Source organism: Myxococcales bacterium (assembly GCA_022184915.1).
Classification (GTDB): Bacteria; Myxococcota_A; Polyangia; order Fen-1088; family Fen-1088; genus JAGTJU01.
This window is the reverse complement of record JAGTJU010000006.1, coordinates 57,497-76,318: the sequence shown is the minus strand read 5'-3', so window position 1 is coordinate 76,318 and position 18,822 is coordinate 57,497. Positions and strand designations below refer to the sequence as shown.

Below are 18,822 nucleotides of genomic sequence, written 5' to 3'. Positions count from 1 at the left end.
GCGGAGTTGTATCATGCTGACATCAGGAAGGCAACAGCGCGGTTAACGCTTGGGTTTCAGCCAATTGGAGCCGCGCATGGTAGCGTTTCGGCTGCATGACCGCCTCATCTGTCGGCCCTTCTGCCCCTGCCGCCCCGACCGCCGCTGACCTAGATTCTGCGCTCCGCTTTGCTGCAGTGCAGGTCTGTTCGACCGAGGACGTCGAAGACAACCTCACCCGTTGTGAGCGGCTCGTGCGTCAGGCCGCCGCGGAAGGCGCCCAGCTGGTGGGTCTGCCCGAGAATTTCGCGTATCTCGGGAGCGCGCGGGACCACAAGCTGGCGTTGGCGGAGCCGCTCGACGCGCCCACCCCCCCCGGCCCTATCCTCGCCCGCATGACCGACCTGGCCCGCAACGCCCGGGTGCACCTGCTTCTGGGAGGATTCCCCGAACGGATACCGTCATCACCCGGGCAGGCCCCGCGCCTCGGCAATACCAGCGTGCTTTTGTCACCAGAAGGCGCGATCGTCGCGCGATACCGCAAGATTCACCTTTTCGATGTCGAGGTTCCCGGGGGACAGACCTTCCGCGAGTCCGACGACGTGATGCCAGGCGCGACACCGGTGGTCGCGGCGACCCCCTGGGGAGGGCTAGGTCTTTCGATCTGTTACGACCTGCGCTTTCCCGAGCTTTACCGGGACCAAAGCCGCCAGGGCGCCCGCTTCGCCGCGGTCCCTGCCGCCTTCACCCGGCAAACGGGCCCCGACCATTGGCATGTGCTCCTGCGCGCCCGGGCCATCGAGAACCAGCTCTACGTCTTGGCCCCGGCGCAGTGGGGCCAGCACGGGGGCACGCGCGCCAGCTACGGGCACGCCCTGATCGTGGATCCATGGGGAACGGTGCTCGCTGACTGCAGCGACAAAGACGGCTATGCCCTGGCACCGATCGACCTCGCCCACCAGGACAGACTTCGGCAGCGGCTTCCCTGTCTTGGCCACCGCCGCTTGCCCTGACCTCCCCCCGTTTTGCGGGGCGTGCGCCACGGCTTACAATCGCGTCATGCCCACCGACGCCCAGTACACAGGCTTTGCCTATCGGCCCGCCGAGATTGCCCACCACTACGGCGAGGCGGTCCACATCCTGGCGGACCCCTTGGCGCTCTCGATGCTGGCACGGGCCTCGGAACGGGGGGTGGTGCAGCCCGAGATGAATCACCTGGTGCGGGAGCTCTATCGGCTGCTGGCCCACGTCGTGATCGCTGCGGAGTTTCCCGAACGGCAGCTCACCGTCGAGACCCGCATGATCGACAAAACGCCGGCGGGCGTGTGGCAGGGCCCGGGCATCGAGCGGCACACCCAAGCCGTGGTGGTGGCACTTGCGCGGGCCGGGCTGCTGCCCGCCCAAGTCACCTACGATTTCCTCAATCAGGTGTTGGCCGCTGAGGGCGTTCGGCAGGATCACCTGTCCTTGGGTCGCGTGGTCGACACGAAAGGCAAGGTCACCGGCGCTGCGCTCGGCGCGGTGAAGATTGGCGGCCCCGTGGCAGACGCCGTCATGCTGATCCCGGACCCGATGGGAGCCACGGGCTCCACGGTCACGGCCGTGCTCGAACACTACGACGCAGAAGTGCAGGGCAAGCCCTGGAAGACGGTGGCCATGCATCTCATCGTCACGCCGGAGTACCTGCGCCACGTCCGGCGGAAGCATCCCCACGTGCAGGTGTACGCGCTTCGGCTCGACCGCGGTTTGTCGCCCACCGACGTGCTCGCGGCGCCTCCGGGGGACCGCTGGGAGGACGAGCGCGGACTCGACGACCACCATTACATCGTGCCCGGAGCCGGCGGCCTTGGCGAGGTCATGAACAACAGCTTCGTATGATGGCGGCGGCCGCGCGGGGCCGAACGGCACCAGAGTGGTCACAGTGTCAGACTGCCACAGGAAGGAGACCCCCTCGTCCACGCCCGCGACCCCGGTGGCGATGATTTTTGTTGCGGAGATCTGGTTTGCGCGTGCTACAGTTCTCGCCTCAAAAAACTGAATGAATCCGGGGCGTGGCGCAGTCTGGTAGCGCGTTCGGTTCGGGACCGAAAGGTCGGAGGTTCGAATCCTCTCGCCCCGACAAAAACGGCGGCTTCTCAGCGAGAAGGCGCCGTTTTTCTTTGGTGCCGGTGTCCGGAATGAAGCCGGTTTCGGGTCAGGGGAGCGCGGGGGCGTCGAGGCTCGGCTGAGCGTCGACCTCCGCATCCGCCGGAGACGCATCCGCCGGGGACGCATCCCCCAAGGACGCGTCCAGGGGCAAGGCGTCGTCGCTCGCCGCGTCCGCGGGAGCTCCGTCAACTGACACGGTCGCATCGCGAGACACGTCCACGGCCCCTGCGTCTTGGAAAAACCCGCCGCCGTCCAAACTTCCGCCGTCCGCAAGGGTACCCGGAACCAGCGGGAACGCGAACGCCGCACACCCTGAAGGCAGCACCTCGGCAGCGAACCAGGTGCCCACGGGGGCGCCATCGGCGCGCTTCGCAACCGCCGTGATCACGACCGGCTGGCCAGCGGGGTAGCCCCCGGGAATCGTCACGTCGGCCTGCGCCAACCGGGCGCCGGGCGCTACGGGCAAGGCCTGCTGGTGCACCACGCGCCCCCCGAGTTCGAAGGCCAGCTCCACCACCACGACGTCTTCAGCCAGCTCCGGCGGAAGGGTGGCTTCCATCCGTAGCGTGCCCGGCTCGCATTCAACGTCGGAGCAGGCCAACGGAAACACGCTCAACCCTAACGCGCCGCAGAGGAGCAACGCCAAGCCCACGATCCCCCGGCGGGCCCGCATGGGCCCCTCCACCTCTGCGTCTGGGGTCCGGCAACGCAAGAACTCGACGAAACACTTCATGGCAAGACCTGAGCGACCGGAAGCGGCGACACGATGGCCAGGACTTTACACCAAGTCGCGCGCGCGGAGCGCGCCGAGGCGCTTCGCGAAGGTCGGCCGGACACCTCAGTCGGCGGCGCCGCGAAGAGCCTTGATGGCCTGGGCGTAGTCGGCCGCCCCGAACACGGCGGAGCCCGCGATGAGGTTGGTGGCGCCGGCAGCAACCACCCGGGGCGCCGTCGTGGGATCGATCCCACCATCGACCGCGATCTCCACCTCCAGACCTTGTCGCTCGATCTCCGCCTTGAGTTCACGGATCTTCGGCAAGGTGCTCTCGATGAACTTTTGGCCCCCGAACCCCGGATTGACGGTCATGACCAGCACCGACTCGACATCTGGAAGCACCCATCGGATCGCCTCGACCGGCGTGTGAGGGTTGAGGGCCACGCCGACGCGTTTGCCCAAGGAGCGAATCTGCTGAAGGTTGCGGTGCAAGTGCACACAGGCTTCCACGTGCACGTAGAGCGTGTCGGCCCCCGCCTCGGCAAACGCAGCAACATAGGCCTCGGGCTCCACGATCATGAGGTGCACACCGAGCGGCAGCTTCGTGGCCTTGCGTATCGCCCGCACCACGAGCGGACCGATGGTGATGTTGGGCACGAAGCGTCCGTCCATCACGTCGACGTGCACGGTGTCGGCTCCTGCCGCTTCCATGGCTCGGGTCTCTTCGGCGAGCCGACCAAAATCGGCCGAGAGCAAAGAGGGGGAAATCTTGACGCCCATGTCCTGCTTTATGCCAGCCGCAACCGCCTCCGTCATCCGTCGGAGGCGGCGATACGCGTCGCGAAGACCCGGCGGAGCAGATCAGACCAGCTTCATTCCCGGCATGAGCCCCCGGCCGGCCACCACCGCCTCGACCGGGAGCCGCTTGCGTCCTGGCATCTGAACCTCCGAGAAGGCCAACAGCCCCGGGCCGCAGGCCACCACCAGCCCCTCGCGATCGGCAGACACGACCTGCCCGGGCGCGGCGGCGTCCGCCTGTGTCGCCAAGACCCGTGCGCCGAAAAGCTTGATGGGGGCGCCGTCGAGCAGAGCGTAAGCGCTGGGCCAGGGGTCGACCCCCCGGGCGCGAGCGGACACCCGCTCTGCGGGCTGGCTGAAGTCGAGGTGACCGTCGTCTTTGGTGAGCGGAGGCGCAAGCGTGGCCTGGGCTTCGTCCTGAGGCGTGAACGTCGCCTTGCCTGTCGCGATGGCGGGCAACGTATCAGCCATGAGCTGGGCGCCGAGGACCGCGAGCCGCTCGAAGAGCGCTCCCGCAGTGTCCGAGGGGCCAATCGGCGCCTTGCACACCGCCACCATCGGGCCCGTGTCGAGCCCCGCCTCCATTCTCATGATCGTGACCCCCGTCTCTTCATCGCCGCGGATCACGGCCCACTGGATGGGCGCCGCCCCTCGATACTTCGGCAGCAACGATGCGTGCACGTTGAAGGGACCGAGGTGCGGTACGTCGAGCAGCGCTTGCGGCAGGATCTTTCCGTACGCCGCCACGATGAACACGTCGGGCGCCAGGACCTGCACCCGCTCCAGGAAAGCGTCTCCTTCAGGCCCGCGCAACCGCTGGGGCTGAGCGACCGGCACGCCGTTGGCCTCGGCCCACACCTTCACTGCCGGCGCTTGCACTTTCTGTCCGCGCCCCGCGGGCCGGTCCGGCTGGGCCACAGCCAGCACCACCTCGTGATCCCGCGCCACGGCCTCGGCTGCGGGCACGGCAAACGCGGGCGAACCAAAAAACACGATGCGCATGCGCCGAGCTATAGCAGCCGACCTGGTGGCCCGGCGCGCGGGCTTAGCCAGCGGCGCGGGTGTCAGCGGTCGGAGGCGGACACAGATGGAGATCGTAGGCGGCGCGAAGCCGCGTGTCCGTCAAGACCACCAACGCCTCGTCGATCGCGGCGCAGATCTCTTCGAGGCTCTCTGCCAGCTCCGTGGCGAGGGCCTCACCCACCTGCCCGCGCGAGACCTCCCGCGCGATGCGATCGTAGGCCTGCCGGATCTCGCCCACGCTGGCACCAGGGGCGATGCCCAGCACCTGGTAGTAATCGCCCTCTTGCACGAGCGCCGCCCGCGCGGCGATGCGCCCTCGATCGATCTCCCGATCGCGGGCGGGCTCCCCGCCTTGCAGCGGGCCTGGCCCGTCCCAGGAGGTCACGGCCTCGCCCGCACGCACAGGCACGAGCAAGCCGAAGGCGCGCAAGACCAGGGCCACCTGCAACACACTTTTGCGGGGCTGAGCGCTGGCGCGAACCACCGCGGCCACAGAGCGCACGCCATCGAAGAGCACGGGCACGCGAGACAACGTGGGGTCTTCGCTGCTCACCTCCAACAAAATGTCGGGGGCCCCAAGGCCCACCTCGAGGCGCCACACCTCGCCGTCTTGGCCCAGGTCGTGCGCCAGCCCGATCTCGCCGTAGGCGCGGCCGAGGCCTTCGAGCACGAGCGCGGCGGGGTGCCTCAGCAACCGGACGCGGCGCGGGTCGGCCGTGACCCCGGGCTCGAAGCGAAAACCGCCTTCCTGAACATCGAAGAGGGAAAAGATGATGTCTTCATAGTGCTGGCGAACCGCAGGTAAAAGCTCGGTGCTCTTGATGAACCCCAGGTCCACCAACACCGCTCCCATCCGGCGCCCCGACGCCGTGGCCACATCGATCGCCGCACGCGCTTGCGCGAGCGACAACATGCCCTGGCGTACGAGCATCTGCACCATGCGATCGGCCACCGCGCTCGAAACGGCCAACACGGGGCGGCCCGCCTCGAAAAACAAGGACTTCTCCGCATCCCCCACACGTACGCGCAGGCGGCCCGTTACTCCTTCTTGCAAAGCCCCCCCGAGCAGCGCCGCCAGGGGCGTTGTCCCGAGATCACCCGTGAAGGGAAAAACCGAACGGCCGCGGGTCACCCGAAGCGCCTCGGGAAATGCCGGTGCCGTGCCGAGCAGGTGGCGCGCGTCGGCCAGGAGAGTGTTGACGAAGTCCCGCGGCATCTCGAGGGTGTGTTCGTCCCGGGGCGCGGAGGCTCGGGGTGAACCCGCCTCGCCGAAAGCGCGTTCCATCTCGGCGTCGAGCAGCTCATCGATGGAGTCGCAGATGCGTCGCGACAGCGGTGCTGGGACGGGGCGCGCATCGGGGGCGGCGCTTGGCAAGCGGCGGCGTTCCACCTGAAGAGGCGCCAGACTCCGCATGGACACACCTTCGGGCGACAGGATACGCGAGCGGGCCTGCGCCTCCGAAGTTGGGTTGGGGGATGATGGCGGATCCACCGCAGCCTCGACGATCGCCGAAGCGCGCGGCGCCCCCTCCCCAGGGCGCACGCGTTCGCGCGCGGCTTCCACAACCGCACGAGGCGACACGGGGCGCACGAAGCACACGTCGGCCGCGGCGGCGGCCTCGTCCCGTTCTCCCTCGTCGCAGAGCATGACGATGGGAACGTTGCCCCCTGGAAAGGATCGCAGAGCCGCCACGGTGTCCGAGATCCGCGCCTTGACGGCCCTGCTCGTGACCACCAGTGCGTCGGGCCGAGCCGCCGCGATCCAGCCGGACAGAGAGTCTCCCGCCTCGATCGTAATGGCCTCGCAAGCTGCCGCCACGGCCGCCCGTCGAATCAGATCCGCTTCGTAAGGGCCAGCGATGATGAGGAACTTCACGGCGCACGCATCAAAGCACGCTCTGGGGGTCGACGTCGACCGCCAGGCGCACATCGCCCGCAAGGGTGGCCGCGGCCGCCGCCTCGGCAGCGGCCACCAGGTCCTGACGCCCCTGCGATGCCAGCCACACCTGCCAGCGAACCCGCCCTCGTAGGCGCGGAATCGGTGCCTCGGCCGGCCCCAGAATGCGCACCCCACTCCCCCCGGCGGCGCGGGCCCGCGTGGCCACATCCGCCGCGACCCGCTGGACCAGTTCGGGATCCGGACCGTCGAGCCTCACAGCCACCAGCCGGTGAAAGGGAGGGAAGCCGGTTTGCCTGCGCTGTTCGAGTTCTTGGCGCGCGAACCCGTCATAGTCGTGAGTTTTGAGCGCCACGATGGCCGGATGCTTTGGGTTGTAGGTCTGCACCAGCACCCGCCCGGGCCGCTCCGCCCGACCGGCCCGACCCGCCACCTGCTCGAGCAACTGGAAGGTACGCTCGGCAGCGCGAAAATCGGGCAAATGCATGCCTTGATCCGGCTGCAAAACGCCCACCAGTGTGACACCTGGGAAGTCGTGTCCCTTGGTGACCATTTGGGTGCCCACCAGGATGTCGACCTCACGGGCGTGCACCTGCGCGAGGATGCGCTCGAGCCCCCGGTTCGCCTCCTCCTGTGGCTCGCCACGCCCAGCCGGCCCCGCGGTGTCGCGATCGAGGCGCACCACGCGCGCGTTCGGAAATCGATCCCGGATCACCGCCTCGACCCGCTCCGTCCCTATGCCCAGATTCTCGAGCGAGGCCTGTGCACAGGACGGGCAGCGCGCAGGTGGCCGATCATTGCGGCCACAGTAGTGGCAGACGACTTTGGACACCCCACGGTGATAAGTCATCGAGACATCGCAATCGCGACAGCGCAGCACGAGTCCGCAGGCCCGACATAAAACCACGGTGGCGAAGCCGCGTCGGTTGAGAAAGAGGATCACCTGCTCCCCTGAGGCCACCGTGGCCTCGATGGCGTCGGCCAGGGGTTTCGACAGCAAGCCATCCGCGCCCACCCGGAACCGCCGAAGGTCGATGATCTCCACGGCGGGCAAGGGACGTTCAGCCGCCCCGGGCGCCGCACGTACCGGCAGGCGCAAGCACCGATAGCGCCCCTGATGCACGTTCTGAAAGCTCTCGAGTGAGGGGGTCGCCGAACCCAGCACGGCCACGGCGTTCGCCTGCCGCGCGCGGACGAGCGCCAGATCGCGACCATGGTAGCGCACACCCTCGTCTTGCTTGAACGAAGGATCGTGCTCTTCGTCGACCACCACCACGCCGAGCTCGCGTACGGGCGCGAACACGGCCGACCGCGCACCGAGCGCGATGCCGACTTGACCCGCCCGCAAGCGCCGCCAGGCGCTCAGACGATCGGCGGGTGGTAGCGCACTGTGCAGCACCGCCACGTCGTCCCCGAAGCGCGCCCGAAAGCGCGCCGCCAGCTGGGGCGTGAGGGCGATCTCCGGCACCAACACCAAAGCTCCCTTCCCCGCCCGACGTGCCTCGGCAATGAGCCGCAGGTAGACCTCGGTTTTTCCGGAGCCCGTGATGCCCTGGAGCAGGAACGGAGCAAAGCCCTCGCCGAGCGCCGTGGTCAAGGCCTCGAACGCCTCCTGTTGCGGTCGGTTCAGCACGGGCAAAACAGAGGTTTTTGGGGCTTCTCCTTCGTCGAGGACAGGCGCGCGCGCCTCGATGCGCGCAAGCCCGCGGCCCACGAGCGCGCGCAAGGCGGTCCGCTCGGGCGGCGTCAAGGCTTCAACCCCGACCCCCACGGGCCCCAAGGCCATCAAGCGGCGCCAGAGGGACTGCTGCGCCCGCGCCCGCACCAAATCTTTCGGAACCGCGTCGGCCCTTCCCACCCCCACGGCAAACCGAACCCGCGGCCCCGCTTGCCGCTCCGTCAGTTCGTCCCCGACCTCGAGCAGCCCCTCACGCACGAGTCGATCGAGGCGAGCCCTTCCGACGTGACGGTCCCGCTGGAGCGCCCGGAGGCCAAGTCCTCCTCGCTTCTCGAGGCGGGCCAGGAGAGCCCGATCCTCAAGACCGAGCGCGAGCAGCGGCAACCCCCCGGCAAGCGCGGGCGCGCGTAGCAGAGTGGCTAGTCGTTCCCCTTCGGGCGACAGACGCACGCTCCTGCGGGTCGTGGCCCGCTGGCCCTGAGGCAGCGCCGTCTTGAGAACCTCACCGACGGCGGCGAGATAGTAGCTTGCCGCCCATCGACACAGAGCCAGCACATCCGGCTCCAACAAGGGATCCGCGTCGAGCACTTCGAGCACGTCCTTGACGCCATCGGGGGCCGACTCAGGATGGCCCACCACGAAGCCCGTCACCACCCGCGGCCCAAACGGCACCGCAACCTGGCTTCCCAAAGGCAAGGCGGCACCGCGCGTACGGTAGGTGTACGTTTGGCGGAGCGGCAAGGCCACCGCCACCTCGACGAGGCCGCCGCGGTCAGAGTCGTTCATGCGGCGCGATCGTCAACAGACGCGGTCACCCCAAAAGGCGCGCGAGGCCTGCCCGTATGTCCCGCGCCAAGTCGGGGCGCTTGAGCGCGTAATGAACCTGAGCCAAGACGAACCCCACGCGATCACCCGTATCGAAGCGCTCGCCCTCGAACTCGATGCCGTAGAGCCCCCGATCGCGAGCCAGTACGGCCAAGGCATCGGTCAGCTGAATCTCACCGCCTCGGCCCCGGGGCGTATGTTCCAGAATCTGAAACACTTCGGGCGGCAGAACGTAGCGTCCCACAACAGCCAAACGCCGATCGTCAGTCCACGTCGCTGGCTTTTCCACGAGCTCATCCAACTTGTGAACCCGCGTGCCCACGGACTGCCCCCGCACCATGCCGTATTTGTCAGTCTCGCCCTCGGGTACGTTCAACAGCGCCACCACACCCTCGCCGCGCGCCTCGTACACATCCATGAGCTGCCGCACGCCAGGAATGTCCCCATCGATGAGGTCGTCCGGCAACAGCACGGCGAAGGGCTCATTGCCCACGACGGCGGACGCACACAGAACGGCGTGCCCGAGGCCCAGCGGCTCAGGTTGCCGCACCGTCGAAAAGCGCGCCATCGTGGCCAGGTCACGAACCAAGGCGAGGTCATTCGACTTGCCCTTTTTCTCGAGGAGAGCCTCGAGTTCCAGGTTGCGGTCGAAGTGGTCCATCAAGGATGCCTTGCCGCGGCTGAGCACGAAGACGATCTCTTCGATGCCGCTGGCCACGCACTCCTCCACGATGAGCTGCACGCCCGGCCGGTCCACCAGCGGTAAGATCTCCTTGGGAACCGCCTTGGTTGCAGGCAGCATCCGCGTCCCCATGCCCGCCATCGGCAACACCGCTTTACGCACCCGCTTCGCTGATTGTCCCATTCGGAAACAAAGATAGCGGGCTCCCGCCGCGATGGGAAGGACCCGCCGCACCCTTGCGGCCAAGGTGTGCCTCGTGGCCTGGGTGCCACCCACCCACGGCCCTTGGGACCCCGAGGGCTCAGGGCGCTCGAGGGGATCCCTCGTCCCGGTGCAAGCGCTGACGCTCTCGACGCACAAGTGGATCCCCCTCGTCGAAGCGCCGCTCGTCGCGCTGCTCGCGGTGACTCATGCGAAGCCTTCGGCTCCATAACCACCACTGCCACACGGCATCCGCCACCGCGAGCGCGGCGAGTGACAGGCCCAAACGCCCGATGAGGTCCATCGTCAGCGCGCCCGCCACCACCACGCGCTTCGTGAGCGACACGCCGAAGCGTCCTAGCGACACAAGCTGCGCGCGCGCCCCCCAAAGCCACACGCCTCCGACGAACAACAAAGCCCCGCTGACGAACGGCGCGAAGACCCCAGGGCCAAGGCCTCGGGCTGGCCGCTTCCAGGAGGTTCTCGCTGCGAGCCGCGTCTGCAGCACGGACACCAGCACGGCCGTCCCAAAGACCAACGCCAGCCATGGCCCTAGCCAGCTGAGCGTCACCGCGAGGGCTTCGCGGACGGCCGCGTACGGGTCGAAGGGCAAAGGCGCCAACGCGCGCGCCAAGGCTCGGCGAAACAAGCTGAGCAGCGAGGACAGAGCGCCGGCTGCCCCCGCCCCCGCCAAGCCAACCCCCATCAGTACGACGGCGCCTCCCGTCACGACCGCACTGTGCGGAACGTCTCCTTCCCGGCGCGCGCGCGCGACCTTCGCGGCGCTGGCCGGAAGCGAGCGGGCCCCGTCAGCCATCGGCCCACACCCTCGCCAGATACAGGACGAGTCCGGGCACCTGCAGGACCCAGCCTTCGAGGGCCGCACGCGCGAGGCCCAGCCCCAGAAGCAGCGTGCCGAGGACCACCAAAGGAGCGGCCGTGGTCGCGCCCGCCACCACCGCTTGTCCCATCCCCCCACCCAGCCGGCCGGCCACGGCGAAAACGACATCCGAGAGCCAAACCGCCACCCAGACGGGGGCCGCCAGGCCTAACGCCACCTCGAAAAGACCCGCCACGATGCCAGCCATCGCCCCCAGGAGCTTCACGCCCGAAGGCATCACGCCCCCCCCGAGCGGAACCAGCTCGAAGCTACGTCCCCAAGCCGTGATCAGCGCCCCCGGACCGCCGAGTTCTGCAAAAATCAGCACCGCCAACAGCACGTAGAGGCTTCCAAGCGGCGAGGACGGTTCAGCACTGACGGGATCCAGGCTGCCCTCCTCGTCCCCCCGCCGCGCGAGGTCTTGGAGCTGGCCTGCCAGGCGCGCGGCCGCGAAGGCGCACCAAACCACGAACGCGAGCGTGAGGCCCAGCGTGGCCTCGTACGCCCACGAAACCAGCCACCCTACGCCTCCCACCCCCTTGGAAAGGAAGGCGGGCTGCGACGCCATGGCCCCTGTGAACCAAGCAGCCAGCGCTCCTCCCAAGCCCAAGCGCAAAACCCAGGGAAGAGACGGCGCACCAAACACGGGTACGAGAAGGACACTCGGCACGATCCGAGCCGCAACCAAGGCCCAGCGGGCCAGGGAACTCTCGAACGCCAGGGGCGCGATGGCCAAGAGGTCGAACATGCCCGCAAGGCCTACTTCAATGGAGCTGCCCCACCGCCGTGAAGACGGCGCTCGCGAAGCGCACCACCTGGGCTCCCAGATGGGGCCCCAAGATCACGAGGGCCATCACGGCAACAATCAGGCGAGGCACGAAACCCACCGCGTGGTCTTGAACCTGAGTGAACGCGCCCAACGCACTCGTGATTACCCCTGTCGCCAACATGGCCACGAGAATCGGCGCCGCGACCAACAAGCAGAGCAGCAACCCCTCCTGAAGAATTCGCAAAGCCAGCTCGATCCCGGCGGGCTCAGACATAAGACGCCACCAAACCGCGCAGCACGAGGTTCCAGCCGTCGGCCAAGGCGAATAGCAAAAGCTTGAGTGGCAAAGAGACCAGCGTCGGCGTCAGGGCCTGGAATCCGAGGGCCGTCAACAAGCTCGCCACCACGAGGTCGACCACCAAAAAGGGCACGAAGATCAAAAAGCCCATCTCGAAAGCCCGACGAAGCTCCGAAACGGCAAAGGCAGGGGCCAACACCAACAACTCGCGTCCCTCGGCAGCGTCGACCTCCCCTCCCCGCAGCCTCCGCCTGAGTTGGAGGAACGTCTCACGATCCCGCCCGGCCGCGTGTTTTTCCAGGAACCCGCGAACCGGCTCAGCGGCGGCAGCGCCCGCGCGCTCCAGCACGCCAAGTCCCTCGGCACTCAGAAGCTCCGCCCGCGCGCCTTCGCCTGCCTCGGACCAGATCGGCCGAACCGCCTCCCAGACCCGCTCGCCCGTGGGCGCCATGATGAACACCGTGAGCACCAAGGCCAACCCCGTCACGACTTGCCCCGGAGGCACCTGGGCGGCTCCGAAGGCACTGCGCAGAATCGCCAGAACCACGGCAACCTTCACGAAGCTCGTGAGCATCAACAGCAGGAACGGGAGGGCTGACAGCACCCCCAGAACCACCAGCACCGCAAGCGGCTGGCTGCCGGCAGCCGACCCAAGGCCGATCGCTCCCGTCACGAGCGCACCTCGTCCTCAGTCTCCCGCGCCGCGGGTGAGCCTCGGGAAGGCCAAGCTGGCTGTGTCCCTGCCTTCAGCAGCCCCCACAAGCCCGACCCGGGCGGCTGCCTTTCCGCCATGAGGCGCTCCGCATCCTTGGCGTCGAGCTCCGCGACGAGCGACAGGCCCCCCTCCGCGCTGCTCAAGAGGAACACACGCCCCGCCACGTCCACCACCACCAGGCTACGCTTCGGCTCCACAGCGCATCGCGCCAGCACCCGAAATCCTCTCTGCCCCTGGAGCTGACCCCGCTTGGACAACCAACGCAGGGCTGCATAGGCCAACAGACACACGAGACCCAGTGATAGAAAAGACACAGCCAGCGAACTCCCCAATCCCGGTAGCTCCGCTGATTCCGCCATGCCGGATTATTCGCGCGGTCCGGGCCGTCAAGTCAACAAGACCCGAACCGGCCTCCTCCGCCGGGGAACTACGTGCCCTCCCCAAGTCGTCGAGCTACCCTACCCGAGACCGAAGCCCCAAACAAAAACGGCGCCGCCCCGAAGGGAAGCGCCGATTTGTGGGAATCCTGGGACTCAGCCTACAGCGGCTTCAGCCTTGGCTTCCGCCTTCTTGCCCGACTTCTTCTTGGGGCTGGCTTCGCCCCCGGCACTGGCTGTACCGCCATCCGGCATGAGTTGGAGAAGAGACACAGGGGCTGCGTCCCCGGGACGCTGTCCAAGCTTGACGATCCGCGTGTAGCCGCCATGACGGGCCGCGAACCTGGGAGCCAGCTCCTCGAACAGCTTCTGGACGGCTGCGCGGCTCTTGACCACCTTGCGCGCTTCACGCATCGCGTGGACCACGCGGGCCTGCTCCTCCGGCGTTCGCTTTTCCTCTGACTTCACGAGCACGTCGCCCAAGCGGCGGGCGATCGTGATCGTCCGCTCGGCAATCTGGGCCGTGGCCCGAGCCTTCACGTGGGTGGTCCGGATCTGTTCGAACTCGAACAGGGCCGACACCAAGTTCGAGAACAGAGCCCGCCTGTGGGCCGGGGTCCGGGAGAGATGTACACCTGCTTTACGATGACGCATTTTTCGACCTTTTGGCGTTACACAGAAGGCCGCTTCAGCCTTCTCAACAATCTTGGTAAGCGGGATGCTCAGCTTCCGGGCACCCCTGGGAATCTGCTGAAGGCCTCCGTCTAGCCTTCCTTTATTCGGCCAGTGTCAGGCCTTCTTGGGTGGACCGTCGCCGGGCCAACCTTCGATCTTCATGCCCAGCGCCAAACCCATCTCCGAGAGGATCTCTTTGATTTCCTTGAGCGACTTCCGGCCAAAGTTCTTCGTCTTCAGCATCTCGGCCTCGCTCTTTTGAACGAGCTCACCGATGTACCGGATGTTGGCGTTCTGCAGGCAGTTTGCGGAGCGAACCGACAGCTCGAGGTCATCCACCGACTTCCAGAGGTTCTCGTGGAGCTTGGCCTGCTCCTCGCTCACCTTGGACTCAGCCACCGGCTCGGCGACTTCCTGGAAGTTGATGAAGATCGACAGTTGGTCTTTGAAGATTTTGGCGGCGTAGGCCACCGCATCCTCAGGCTTGACCGTACCGTTCGTCCAAACCTCCAGGCTCAAACGATCGAAGTCCGTCTGCTGACCGACACGAGCGTTCGTAACGTTGAAATTCACTTTCCGCACCGGCGAGAAGAGTGAATCGATGGGGATCATCCCCACTGGCATGGCGGGGTGTTTATTCCGCTCGGCCGGCACGTAGCCACGTCCGGATCCGATTTCCAGCTCCATCCGCACGCGCGCGCCCTTCGCGCAGGTCATGATGACGTGGTTGGGATTCATGATCTCAACGCCGTCCACCGTCTGAATATCGCCCGCGGTCACCTTGCCTTCGCCATCCTTCTCGAGGCGGAGCACCCGAGACTTCACGTCGTAGGCCTTGACGATCACCTCTTTGAGGTTGAGCACCACATCCGTCACGTCTTCCATCACGTTCGGGATGGAGGTGAACTCGTGATGGACGCCCTCGGTCTTCACACCGATGATCGCCGAACCCTGCAGAGACGAGAGGAGAATGCGCCGTAGGCCCACGCCCAACGTCGTGCCGAAGCCCCGCTCGAGCGGCTCGCACGTGAAGCGAGCGTAAGTCCCCGAGGCCGTCGACGGTTCGGTCTCCAACTTCCGCGGGCGAATCAGCTCGCGCCAATTTCGGGCAATGTAGTTCGTCGCGGGTTGCATCGAGTTATCGGTGGCGGTCGACATTCCGTAGTCCTCCAAATCCGTTCCAGCAGGGTTCCTACACGACGCTTACTTCGAGTAGAGCTCGACGATGAGCTGCTCGCGAATCGGCATGGTCATGTCCTGACGGGACGGCAGGTCGATCAGTTTCCCCGTGAAGCCTTCTTTGTCGAGCTCGAGCCACCGAGGCACGCCTCGACGGTCAACCGTGCCGACGCTCTCCAAGATGCGCGTGACCTTGCGCGACTTATCCCGGACCGTGATTGTGTCAGCCGAGCGGCACAGAAACGACGGAATGTCCACGCGCTTGCCGTTCACCAAAAAGTGGCCGTGGCGAACCAACTGACGCGCTTCCGCGTGGTCCGAAGCGAAGCCCAAACGGTAAATCACGTTGTCCAGACGACGCTCCAACAACTGGAGCAGATTCTCACCGGTCACGCCCTTCATGCGCGCGGCCTTGAAGTAGTAGCCCCGGAACTGCCTTTCAGCGATTCCGTACATACGCTTCACCTTCTGCTTCTCACGAAGCTGGGCACCGTAGTTCGACACCTTCCGACGACGGGACTGTCCGTGCTGGCCGGGCGCGTAGGCGCGGCGTTCGAAACCGCACTTATCGGTGTAGCAACGATCGCCCTTCAGAAAGAGCTTCGTCTCTTCCCGGCGGCACAACCGGCAAACTGGTCCAATGTATCTCGCCATGTCTCGTGTTCTCTTCGCTCAGTTGTCGTAAAAAGGAGGTCAGACTCGGCGGCGCTTGGGGGGCCGGCAGCCGTTGTGCGGGATGGGCGTCAGATCCCGGATGAAGTTCACCTTCAACCCGCTCGCGCCGACACCACGGAGGGCCGATTCGCGTCCCGAACCTGGGCCTTTGATGAAGATGTTCACGTTGCGAAGACCGTGGTCCATCGCTTTGCGTGCAGCATCCTCGGCCGCAAGCTGTGCGGCGAACGGGGTCGACTTCCGCGATCCCTTGAAACCGCGGACACCCGCCGAAGACCAGGACAGAACGTTCCCGGATACGTCGGTGATGGTGACCATCGTGTTGTTGAACGTCGCCGTGATGTGAACGTTGCCGCTCTGGACGTTCTTACGGACCTTCTTTTTGCCTTTATCGCTAGCCATTCGTCAGCCTTCTGAGCCGTTGTCTTAAGCCGTCTTCTTCTTTGCGATCTGACCCTTACGCGGTCCCTTACGGGTACGCGAATTCGTGTGGGTTCGCTGCCCACGAACGGGCAAGCTGCGACGGTGACGCAGGCCCCTGTAGCATCCAAGATCCATCAGACGCTTGATGTTCATGCCGATTTCACGCCGAAGGTCACCCTCGATCTTCATGTCGAGTTTCTCGATCACCTCGCGAATCCGACGACTCTCGTTGTCGTCGAGATCGTCACTGCGCTTGTCCCATGAGATCTCGGCGGCATCCAGCACGATTCGTGCCTTGTGCTTTCCGATTCCATAGATGTAGGTCAGCGCAATCTCCATGCGCTTATTTCGGGGAAGGTCGACGCCTGCGACACGAGCCATGAACGATTCTCTCCAGTATCCCGGTTAGCCCTGCCGCTGGTTGTGGCGGCGGTTGTTGCAAATCACCCGCACCACACCTCGGCGGCGGATCACTTTGCACTTCTCACAAATCTTTTTGACGGATGCTCGAACTTTCATAATCAATTCCCGCGGTTGTAACTGCGAAGGGCGCGCATGCTTTGCCCCGGACCGGACCAAACGTACGACGGCACTGACCTTGCACACCCGACTCGACCGACCGAAATGGGGCGAGAAGCTATCACCTCTCCAGAGTCAAGTCCAGACGCGTTTGCTGGATCTAAAGGGTCAACCCAAAAAAATGTCTCTGGGAGGCTCTGTGAGCGCGCCACATCGGCACGTAGTCCTCGTAAGCTCATGCCTCGACCGGTCCGACGGGCTGCGTCGAACGACCACGAATCCGCGGTCCTTTGGGACCCGCAAAGCCTTCGTAGCTACGGGTGATCAGGTGAGACTCAATCTGTTGCACCGTATCAAGAGCCACGCCCACCACGATCAGGAGCCCTGTCCCACCGAAGTAGAAGGGAACACCCATTTTCGTCGAAAGGATGCTGGGCAACACGCAAATGGCCGAGATGTAGAGAGCGCCCCCAAAGGTCAGCTTCGTGAGCACGCTGTCGATGTACTGGGCGGTCGCCTTGCCGGGACGAATGCCCGGGATGAAGCCGCCTGCCTTTCTCATGTTGTCGGCCACATCCACCGGGTTGAACGTCACGGCGGTGTAGAAGTAGCAAAAGAAGATGATGAGAAAGACGTAGATAACGTTGTAGCGCCAGTCACCCGGATGCATCACTTCCGCGAATGCACGCGCCAGGGGGTGATCGATGAACGACGAAATCTGCTGCGGGAACATCAGGATGGACGAGGCAAAGATGGGTGGAATCACCCCGGCCGTGTTCACCTTGAGCGGAAGGTGGGTCGACTGCCCCCCGTAGACGTTGGTGCCTACCTGTCGCTTCGCGTACTGAACGGGGATGCGACGCTGACCGCGCTCGAAGAAGATGATGAGCCCAACCACCGAGACCACGATCCCAGCAATGATGAGTAACGCGAAGAGCGTTATCTCACCGGCGCTGGCCTTTTGAAGCAACTTTACCGTTGCGTCCGGGAGGTCTGTAATGATGCCCGCAAAGATAATGAGAGAGATTCCGTTACCGATGCCGCGCTCGGTGATCTGCTCGCCCAGCCACATGATGAATGCGGTCCCCGTGGTCAGCGAAATCATCGTCACCGCGTAAAAATCCCACGAGGGATTCGGGACAACAGGCCCGAGCTGCGCGTACGAGACGTTGTTCGAAACCAACCAGCGCGCAATGAAGTACGACTGCACAAGCGACAGGACGATCGTCCCGTACCTCGTGTACTGGTTGAGGCGACGACGGCCCAGCTCCCCCTCCTTCTGGATCTGGTCGAGCTTTGGCACGACCACCGTGAGCAGCTGCAGGATGATGGACGCCGAAATGTAGGGCATGATGCCCAACGCGAAGATCGACATCTGCTCGAGTGCACCGCCTGAGAACATGTTGAACATGCCAAGCAATGAGCCCGAGGACTGATTGACAATCTTGTCCATCACGGAGCGGTCTACCCCAGGCGTCGTTACGAATACGCCCACCCGGTAAACGGCCAGGAGGGCCAAGGTGAATAGAATTCGCCTACGAAGCTCCGGAATCTTGCTGATACCTTGAAAGCTCGAAGCCATCTTTGTCTCCTTGACCCGTTCTGCCTTGATCTGGTGTTGACGAACTAAGCCGCAACCGGAGCTGCGACCAGCTCGGCGCTGCCGCCGGCCTTCTCGAGCTTTTCTTTCGCGGAACCAGAGAAAGCATCTGCCTGGACGACGAAGGCCTTGGTCACGTCACCCGTGCCCAGGATCTTCACTTTGTCGAAGCGTCGCGGTACCAAGCCGGCGGCCTTCAAGGCCTCCAGGTCCAAGCGGCCGGGCTCGCAACGCTGATCGATGTCGCCCACGTTCACCGCGAACACCTCGATGCGGAACGGGTTCTTGAATCCCCGCTTCGGCAAGCGCCGCTGCATCGGAATCTGGCCGCCTTCGAAACCGAAGCGCGCTCCGTGGTGACCTGTACGGGCCTTTTGGCCCTTGACGCCGCGTGTTGCGGTCTTTCCACGGCCGGATCCTGGACCGCGACCCACCCGCTTACGGCGCTTCGTCGCACCGTCTGCCGGCTTGAGAGTATGGAGAGTCGTACCCATCTGCTTTGCCTTGTATTTCGACTGGTTGTGAGTGTCCGTCCGATAGGCCCCAGCCTACTCGGCTGGTTCCACCTTTACCAGGTGGGCCACGGACTGGATCATTCCTCGCACGGCCTGATTGTCTGGAACCACGTTGCTGTGATGCAGTTTCCGCAGACCCAGCCGACGAATCGTCTGCTTGTGTCGTTCCTGCCGGTTGATGCCGCTACGCACCAGGGTCACTTTCAACTTGTTCGCCATGGCTTCCTCGTTCGTCCGTCCCGCTTAGGCGG

Annotated in this window: 22 protein-coding genes and 1 tRNA gene; 3 read left to right on the top strand and 20 right to left on the bottom strand. The window is 65.4% G+C overall.

The window, feature by feature from the left end:
• Positions 1 to 95 precede the first annotated feature (95 nt).
• The 3 genes from KA712_21445 to KA712_21435 all read left to right on the top strand — a co-directional run bounded on the left by KA712_21445 (position 96) and on the right by KA712_21435 (position 2,098).
• The gene (locus KA712_21445) at positions 96 to 992 is read left to right on the top strand and encodes a carbon-nitrogen hydrolase family protein (protein ID MCG5055532.1); all 897 of its coding nucleotides are present in this window, start codon (positions 96 to 98) and stop codon (positions 990 to 992) included.
• Positions 993 to 1,038: 46 nt separating this feature from the next.
• The gene (locus KA712_21440; GenBank protein MCG5055531.1) at positions 1,039 to 1,857 is read left to right on the top strand and encodes a uracil phosphoribosyltransferase; all 819 of its coding nucleotides are present in this window, start codon (positions 1,039 to 1,041) and stop codon (positions 1,855 to 1,857) included.
• Positions 1,858 to 2,024: 167 nt separating this feature from the next.
• Positions 2,025 to 2,098: transfer RNA gene (locus KA712_21435), tRNA-Pro, on the top strand.
• A gap of 75 nt (positions 2,099 to 2,173) precedes the next feature.
• Here KA712_21435 and KA712_21430 read toward each other — a convergent pair.
• From KA712_21430 to rpmD, 20 genes are all read right to left on the bottom strand, one after another.
• Positions 2,174 to 2,860, bottom strand: a complete 687-nt coding sequence (locus KA712_21430) for a hypothetical protein (protein ID MCG5055530.1) — start codon at positions 2,858 to 2,860, stop codon at positions 2,174 to 2,176.
• A gap of 105 nt (positions 2,861 to 2,965) precedes the next feature.
• Positions 2,966 to 3,622 carry a ribulose-phosphate 3-epimerase gene (gene rpe, locus KA712_21425; GenBank protein MCG5055529.1) on the bottom strand — a complete coding sequence of 219 codons (657 nt, stop codon included), beginning with the start codon at positions 3,620 to 3,622 and terminating at the stop codon, positions 2,966 to 2,968.
• An 81-nt stretch (positions 3,623 to 3,703) separates the two neighbouring features.
• Positions 3,704 to 4,642, bottom strand: coding sequence for a methionyl-tRNA formyltransferase (gene fmt, locus KA712_21420; protein MCG5055528.1), 939 nt, complete (start codon positions 4,640 to 4,642; stop codon positions 3,704 to 3,706).
• A gap of 43 nt (positions 4,643 to 4,685) precedes the next feature.
• Positions 4,686 to 6,539, bottom strand: a complete 1,854-nt coding sequence (locus KA712_21415) for a DUF4388 domain-containing protein (GenBank protein ID MCG5055527.1) — start codon at positions 6,537 to 6,539, stop codon at positions 4,686 to 4,688.
• 10 nt (positions 6,540 to 6,549) lie between these two features.
• Entirely contained in the window at positions 6,550 to 9,024 is a 2,475-nt protein-coding gene (gene priA / locus KA712_21410) for a primosomal protein N' (protein ID MCG5055526.1), read from the bottom strand.
• 25 nt (positions 9,025 to 9,049) lie between these two features.
• A complete protein-coding gene (locus KA712_21405) occupies positions 9,050 to 9,928 on the bottom strand; it encodes a UTP--glucose-1-phosphate uridylyltransferase (protein ID MCG5055525.1) in 879 nt (292 codons plus the stop codon).
• A gap of 118 nt (positions 9,929 to 10,046) precedes the next feature.
• Positions 10,047 to 10,763 (bottom strand): EscU/YscU/HrcU family type III secretion system export apparatus switch protein, encoded by a 717-nt coding sequence (locus KA712_21400; protein ID MCG5055524.1) that lies wholly within the window; start codon positions 10,761 to 10,763, stop codon positions 10,047 to 10,049.
• Positions 10,756 to 11,574: a flagellar biosynthetic protein FliR gene (locus KA712_21395; protein ID MCG5055523.1), complete on the bottom strand. Its 819-nt coding sequence runs from the start codon at positions 11,572 to 11,574 to the stop codon at positions 10,756 to 10,758. The genes KA712_21400 and KA712_21395 overlap by 8 nt, the downstream gene beginning before the upstream one ends.
• A 16-nt stretch (positions 11,575 to 11,590) precedes the next feature.
• Positions 11,591 to 11,869: a flagellar biosynthetic protein FliQ gene (locus KA712_21390; protein MCG5055522.1), complete on the bottom strand. Its 279-nt coding sequence runs from the start codon at positions 11,867 to 11,869 to the stop codon at positions 11,591 to 11,593.
• Entirely contained in the window at positions 11,862 to 12,566 is a 705-nt protein-coding gene (locus KA712_21385) for an EscR/YscR/HrcR family type III secretion system export apparatus protein (GenBank protein MCG5055521.1), read from the bottom strand. The genes KA712_21390 and KA712_21385 overlap by 8 nt, the downstream gene beginning before the upstream one ends.
• Positions 12,563 to 12,967, bottom strand: a complete 405-nt coding sequence (locus KA712_21380) for a flagellar biosynthetic protein FliO (GenBank protein MCG5055520.1) — start codon at positions 12,965 to 12,967, stop codon at positions 12,563 to 12,565. The genes KA712_21385 and KA712_21380 overlap by 4 nt, the downstream gene beginning before the upstream one ends.
• A 174-nt stretch (positions 12,968 to 13,141) precedes the next feature.
• Positions 13,142 to 13,639, bottom strand: a complete 498-nt coding sequence (gene rplQ, locus KA712_21375) for a 50S ribosomal protein L17 (protein ID MCG5055519.1) — start codon at positions 13,637 to 13,639, stop codon at positions 13,142 to 13,144.
• Between the two features lie 135 nt (positions 13,640 to 13,774).
• Positions 13,775 to 14,794: a DNA-directed RNA polymerase subunit alpha gene (locus tag KA712_21370; GenBank protein MCG5055518.1), complete on the bottom strand. Its 1,020-nt coding sequence runs from the start codon at positions 14,792 to 14,794 to the stop codon at positions 13,775 to 13,777.
• Between the two features lie 69 nt (positions 14,795 to 14,863).
• On the bottom strand, positions 14,864 to 15,493 hold the full coding sequence (gene rpsD / locus KA712_21365; GenBank protein MCG5055517.1) for a 30S ribosomal protein S4: 630 nt from the start codon (positions 15,491 to 15,493) through the stop codon (positions 14,864 to 14,866).
• A gap of 39 nt (positions 15,494 to 15,532) precedes the next feature.
• The gene (rpsK, locus tag KA712_21360; protein ID MCG5055516.1) at positions 15,533 to 15,916 is read right to left on the bottom strand and encodes a 30S ribosomal protein S11; all 384 of its coding nucleotides are present in this window, start codon (positions 15,914 to 15,916) and stop codon (positions 15,533 to 15,535) included.
• Positions 15,917 to 15,940: 24 nt separating this feature from the next.
• Positions 15,941 to 16,318 (bottom strand): 30S ribosomal protein S13, encoded by a 378-nt coding sequence (gene rpsM / locus KA712_21355; protein MCG5055515.1) that lies wholly within the window; start codon positions 16,316 to 16,318, stop codon positions 15,941 to 15,943.
• Positions 16,319 to 16,342: 24 nt separating this feature from the next.
• On the bottom strand, positions 16,343 to 16,456 hold the full coding sequence (gene rpmJ, locus KA712_21350) for a 50S ribosomal protein L36 (GenBank protein ID MCG5055514.1): 114 nt from the start codon (positions 16,454 to 16,456) through the stop codon (positions 16,343 to 16,345).
• A 235-nt stretch (positions 16,457 to 16,691) separates the two neighbouring features.
• Positions 16,692 to 18,038 (bottom strand): preprotein translocase subunit SecY, encoded by a 1,347-nt coding sequence (secY, locus tag KA712_21345; GenBank protein MCG5055513.1) that lies wholly within the window; start codon positions 18,036 to 18,038, stop codon positions 16,692 to 16,694.
• A gap of 44 nt (positions 18,039 to 18,082) precedes the next feature.
• Positions 18,083 to 18,550, bottom strand: coding sequence for a 50S ribosomal protein L15 (gene rplO / locus KA712_21340; protein ID MCG5055512.1), 468 nt, complete (start codon positions 18,548 to 18,550; stop codon positions 18,083 to 18,085).
• Between the two features lie 54 nt (positions 18,551 to 18,604).
• Complete coding sequence (gene rpmD, locus KA712_21335) at positions 18,605 to 18,790, bottom strand: 50S ribosomal protein L30 (protein MCG5055511.1); 186 nt, start codon at positions 18,788 to 18,790, stop codon at positions 18,605 to 18,607.
• Positions 18,791 to 18,822 lie beyond the last annotated feature (32 nt).

Bases quoted from the DNA above. Each gene is read 5' to 3' on its own strand.
- KA712_21445 (MCG5055532.1), top strand. From the start codon at position 96: ATGACCGCCTCATCTGTCGGCCCTTCTGCCCCTGCCGCCCCGACCGCC.
- KA712_21440 (MCG5055531.1), top strand. From the start codon at position 1,039: ATGCCCACCGACGCCCAGTACACAGGCTTTGCCTATCGGCCCGCCGAG.
- KA712_21430 (MCG5055530.1), bottom strand. From the start codon at position 2,860: ATGAAGTGTTTCGTCGAGTTCTTGCGTTGCCGGACCCCAGACGCAGAG.
- rpe (MCG5055529.1), bottom strand. From the start codon at position 3,622: ATGGGCGTCAAGATTTCCCCCTCTTTGCTCTCGGCCGATTTTGGTCGG.
- fmt (MCG5055528.1), bottom strand. From the start codon at position 4,642: ATGCGCATCGTGTTTTTTGGTTCGCCCGCGTTTGCCGTGCCCGCAGCC.
- priA (MCG5055526.1), bottom strand. From the start codon at position 9,024: ATGAACGACTCTGACCGCGGCGGCCTCGTCGAGGTGGCGGTGGCCTTG.
- KA712_21405 (MCG5055525.1), bottom strand. From the start codon at position 9,928: ATGGGACAATCAGCGAAGCGGGTGCGTAAAGCGGTGTTGCCGATGGCG.
- KA712_21400 (MCG5055524.1), bottom strand. From the start codon at position 10,763: ATGGCTGACGGGGCCCGCTCGCTTCCGGCCAGCGCCGCGAAGGTCGCG.
- KA712_21395 (MCG5055523.1), bottom strand. From the start codon at position 11,574: ATGTTCGACCTCTTGGCCATCGCGCCCCTGGCGTTCGAGAGTTCCCTG.
- KA712_21390 (MCG5055522.1), bottom strand. From the start codon at position 11,869: ATGTCTGAGCCCGCCGGGATCGAGCTGGCTTTGCGAATTCTTCAGGAG.
- KA712_21380 (MCG5055520.1), bottom strand. From the start codon at position 12,967: ATGGCGGAATCAGCGGAGCTACCGGGATTGGGGAGTTCGCTGGCTGTG.
- rplQ (MCG5055519.1), bottom strand. From the start codon at position 13,639: ATGCGTCATCGTAAAGCAGGTGTACATCTCTCCCGGACCCCGGCCCAC.
- KA712_21370 (MCG5055518.1), bottom strand. From the start codon at position 14,794: ATGCAACCCGCGACGAACTACATTGCCCGAAATTGGCGCGAGCTGATT.
- rpsD (MCG5055517.1), bottom strand. From the start codon at position 15,493: ATGGCGAGATACATTGGACCAGTTTGCCGGTTGTGCCGCCGGGAAGAG.
- rpsK (MCG5055516.1), bottom strand. From the start codon at position 15,916: ATGGCTAGCGATAAAGGCAAAAAGAAGGTCCGTAAGAACGTCCAGAGC.
- rpsM (MCG5055515.1), bottom strand. From the start codon at position 16,318: ATGGCTCGTGTCGCAGGCGTCGACCTTCCCCGAAATAAGCGCATGGAG.
- rpmJ (MCG5055514.1), bottom strand. From the start codon at position 16,456: ATGAAAGTTCGAGCATCCGTCAAAAAGATTTGTGAGAAGTGCAAAGTG.
- secY (MCG5055513.1), bottom strand. From the start codon at position 18,038: ATGGCTTCGAGCTTTCAAGGTATCAGCAAGATTCCGGAGCTTCGTAGG.
- rplO (MCG5055512.1), bottom strand. From the start codon at position 18,550: ATGGGTACGACTCTCCATACTCTCAAGCCGGCAGACGGTGCGACGAAG.
- rpmD (MCG5055511.1), bottom strand. From the start codon at position 18,790: ATGGCGAACAAGTTGAAAGTGACCCTGGTGCGTAGCGGCATCAACCGG.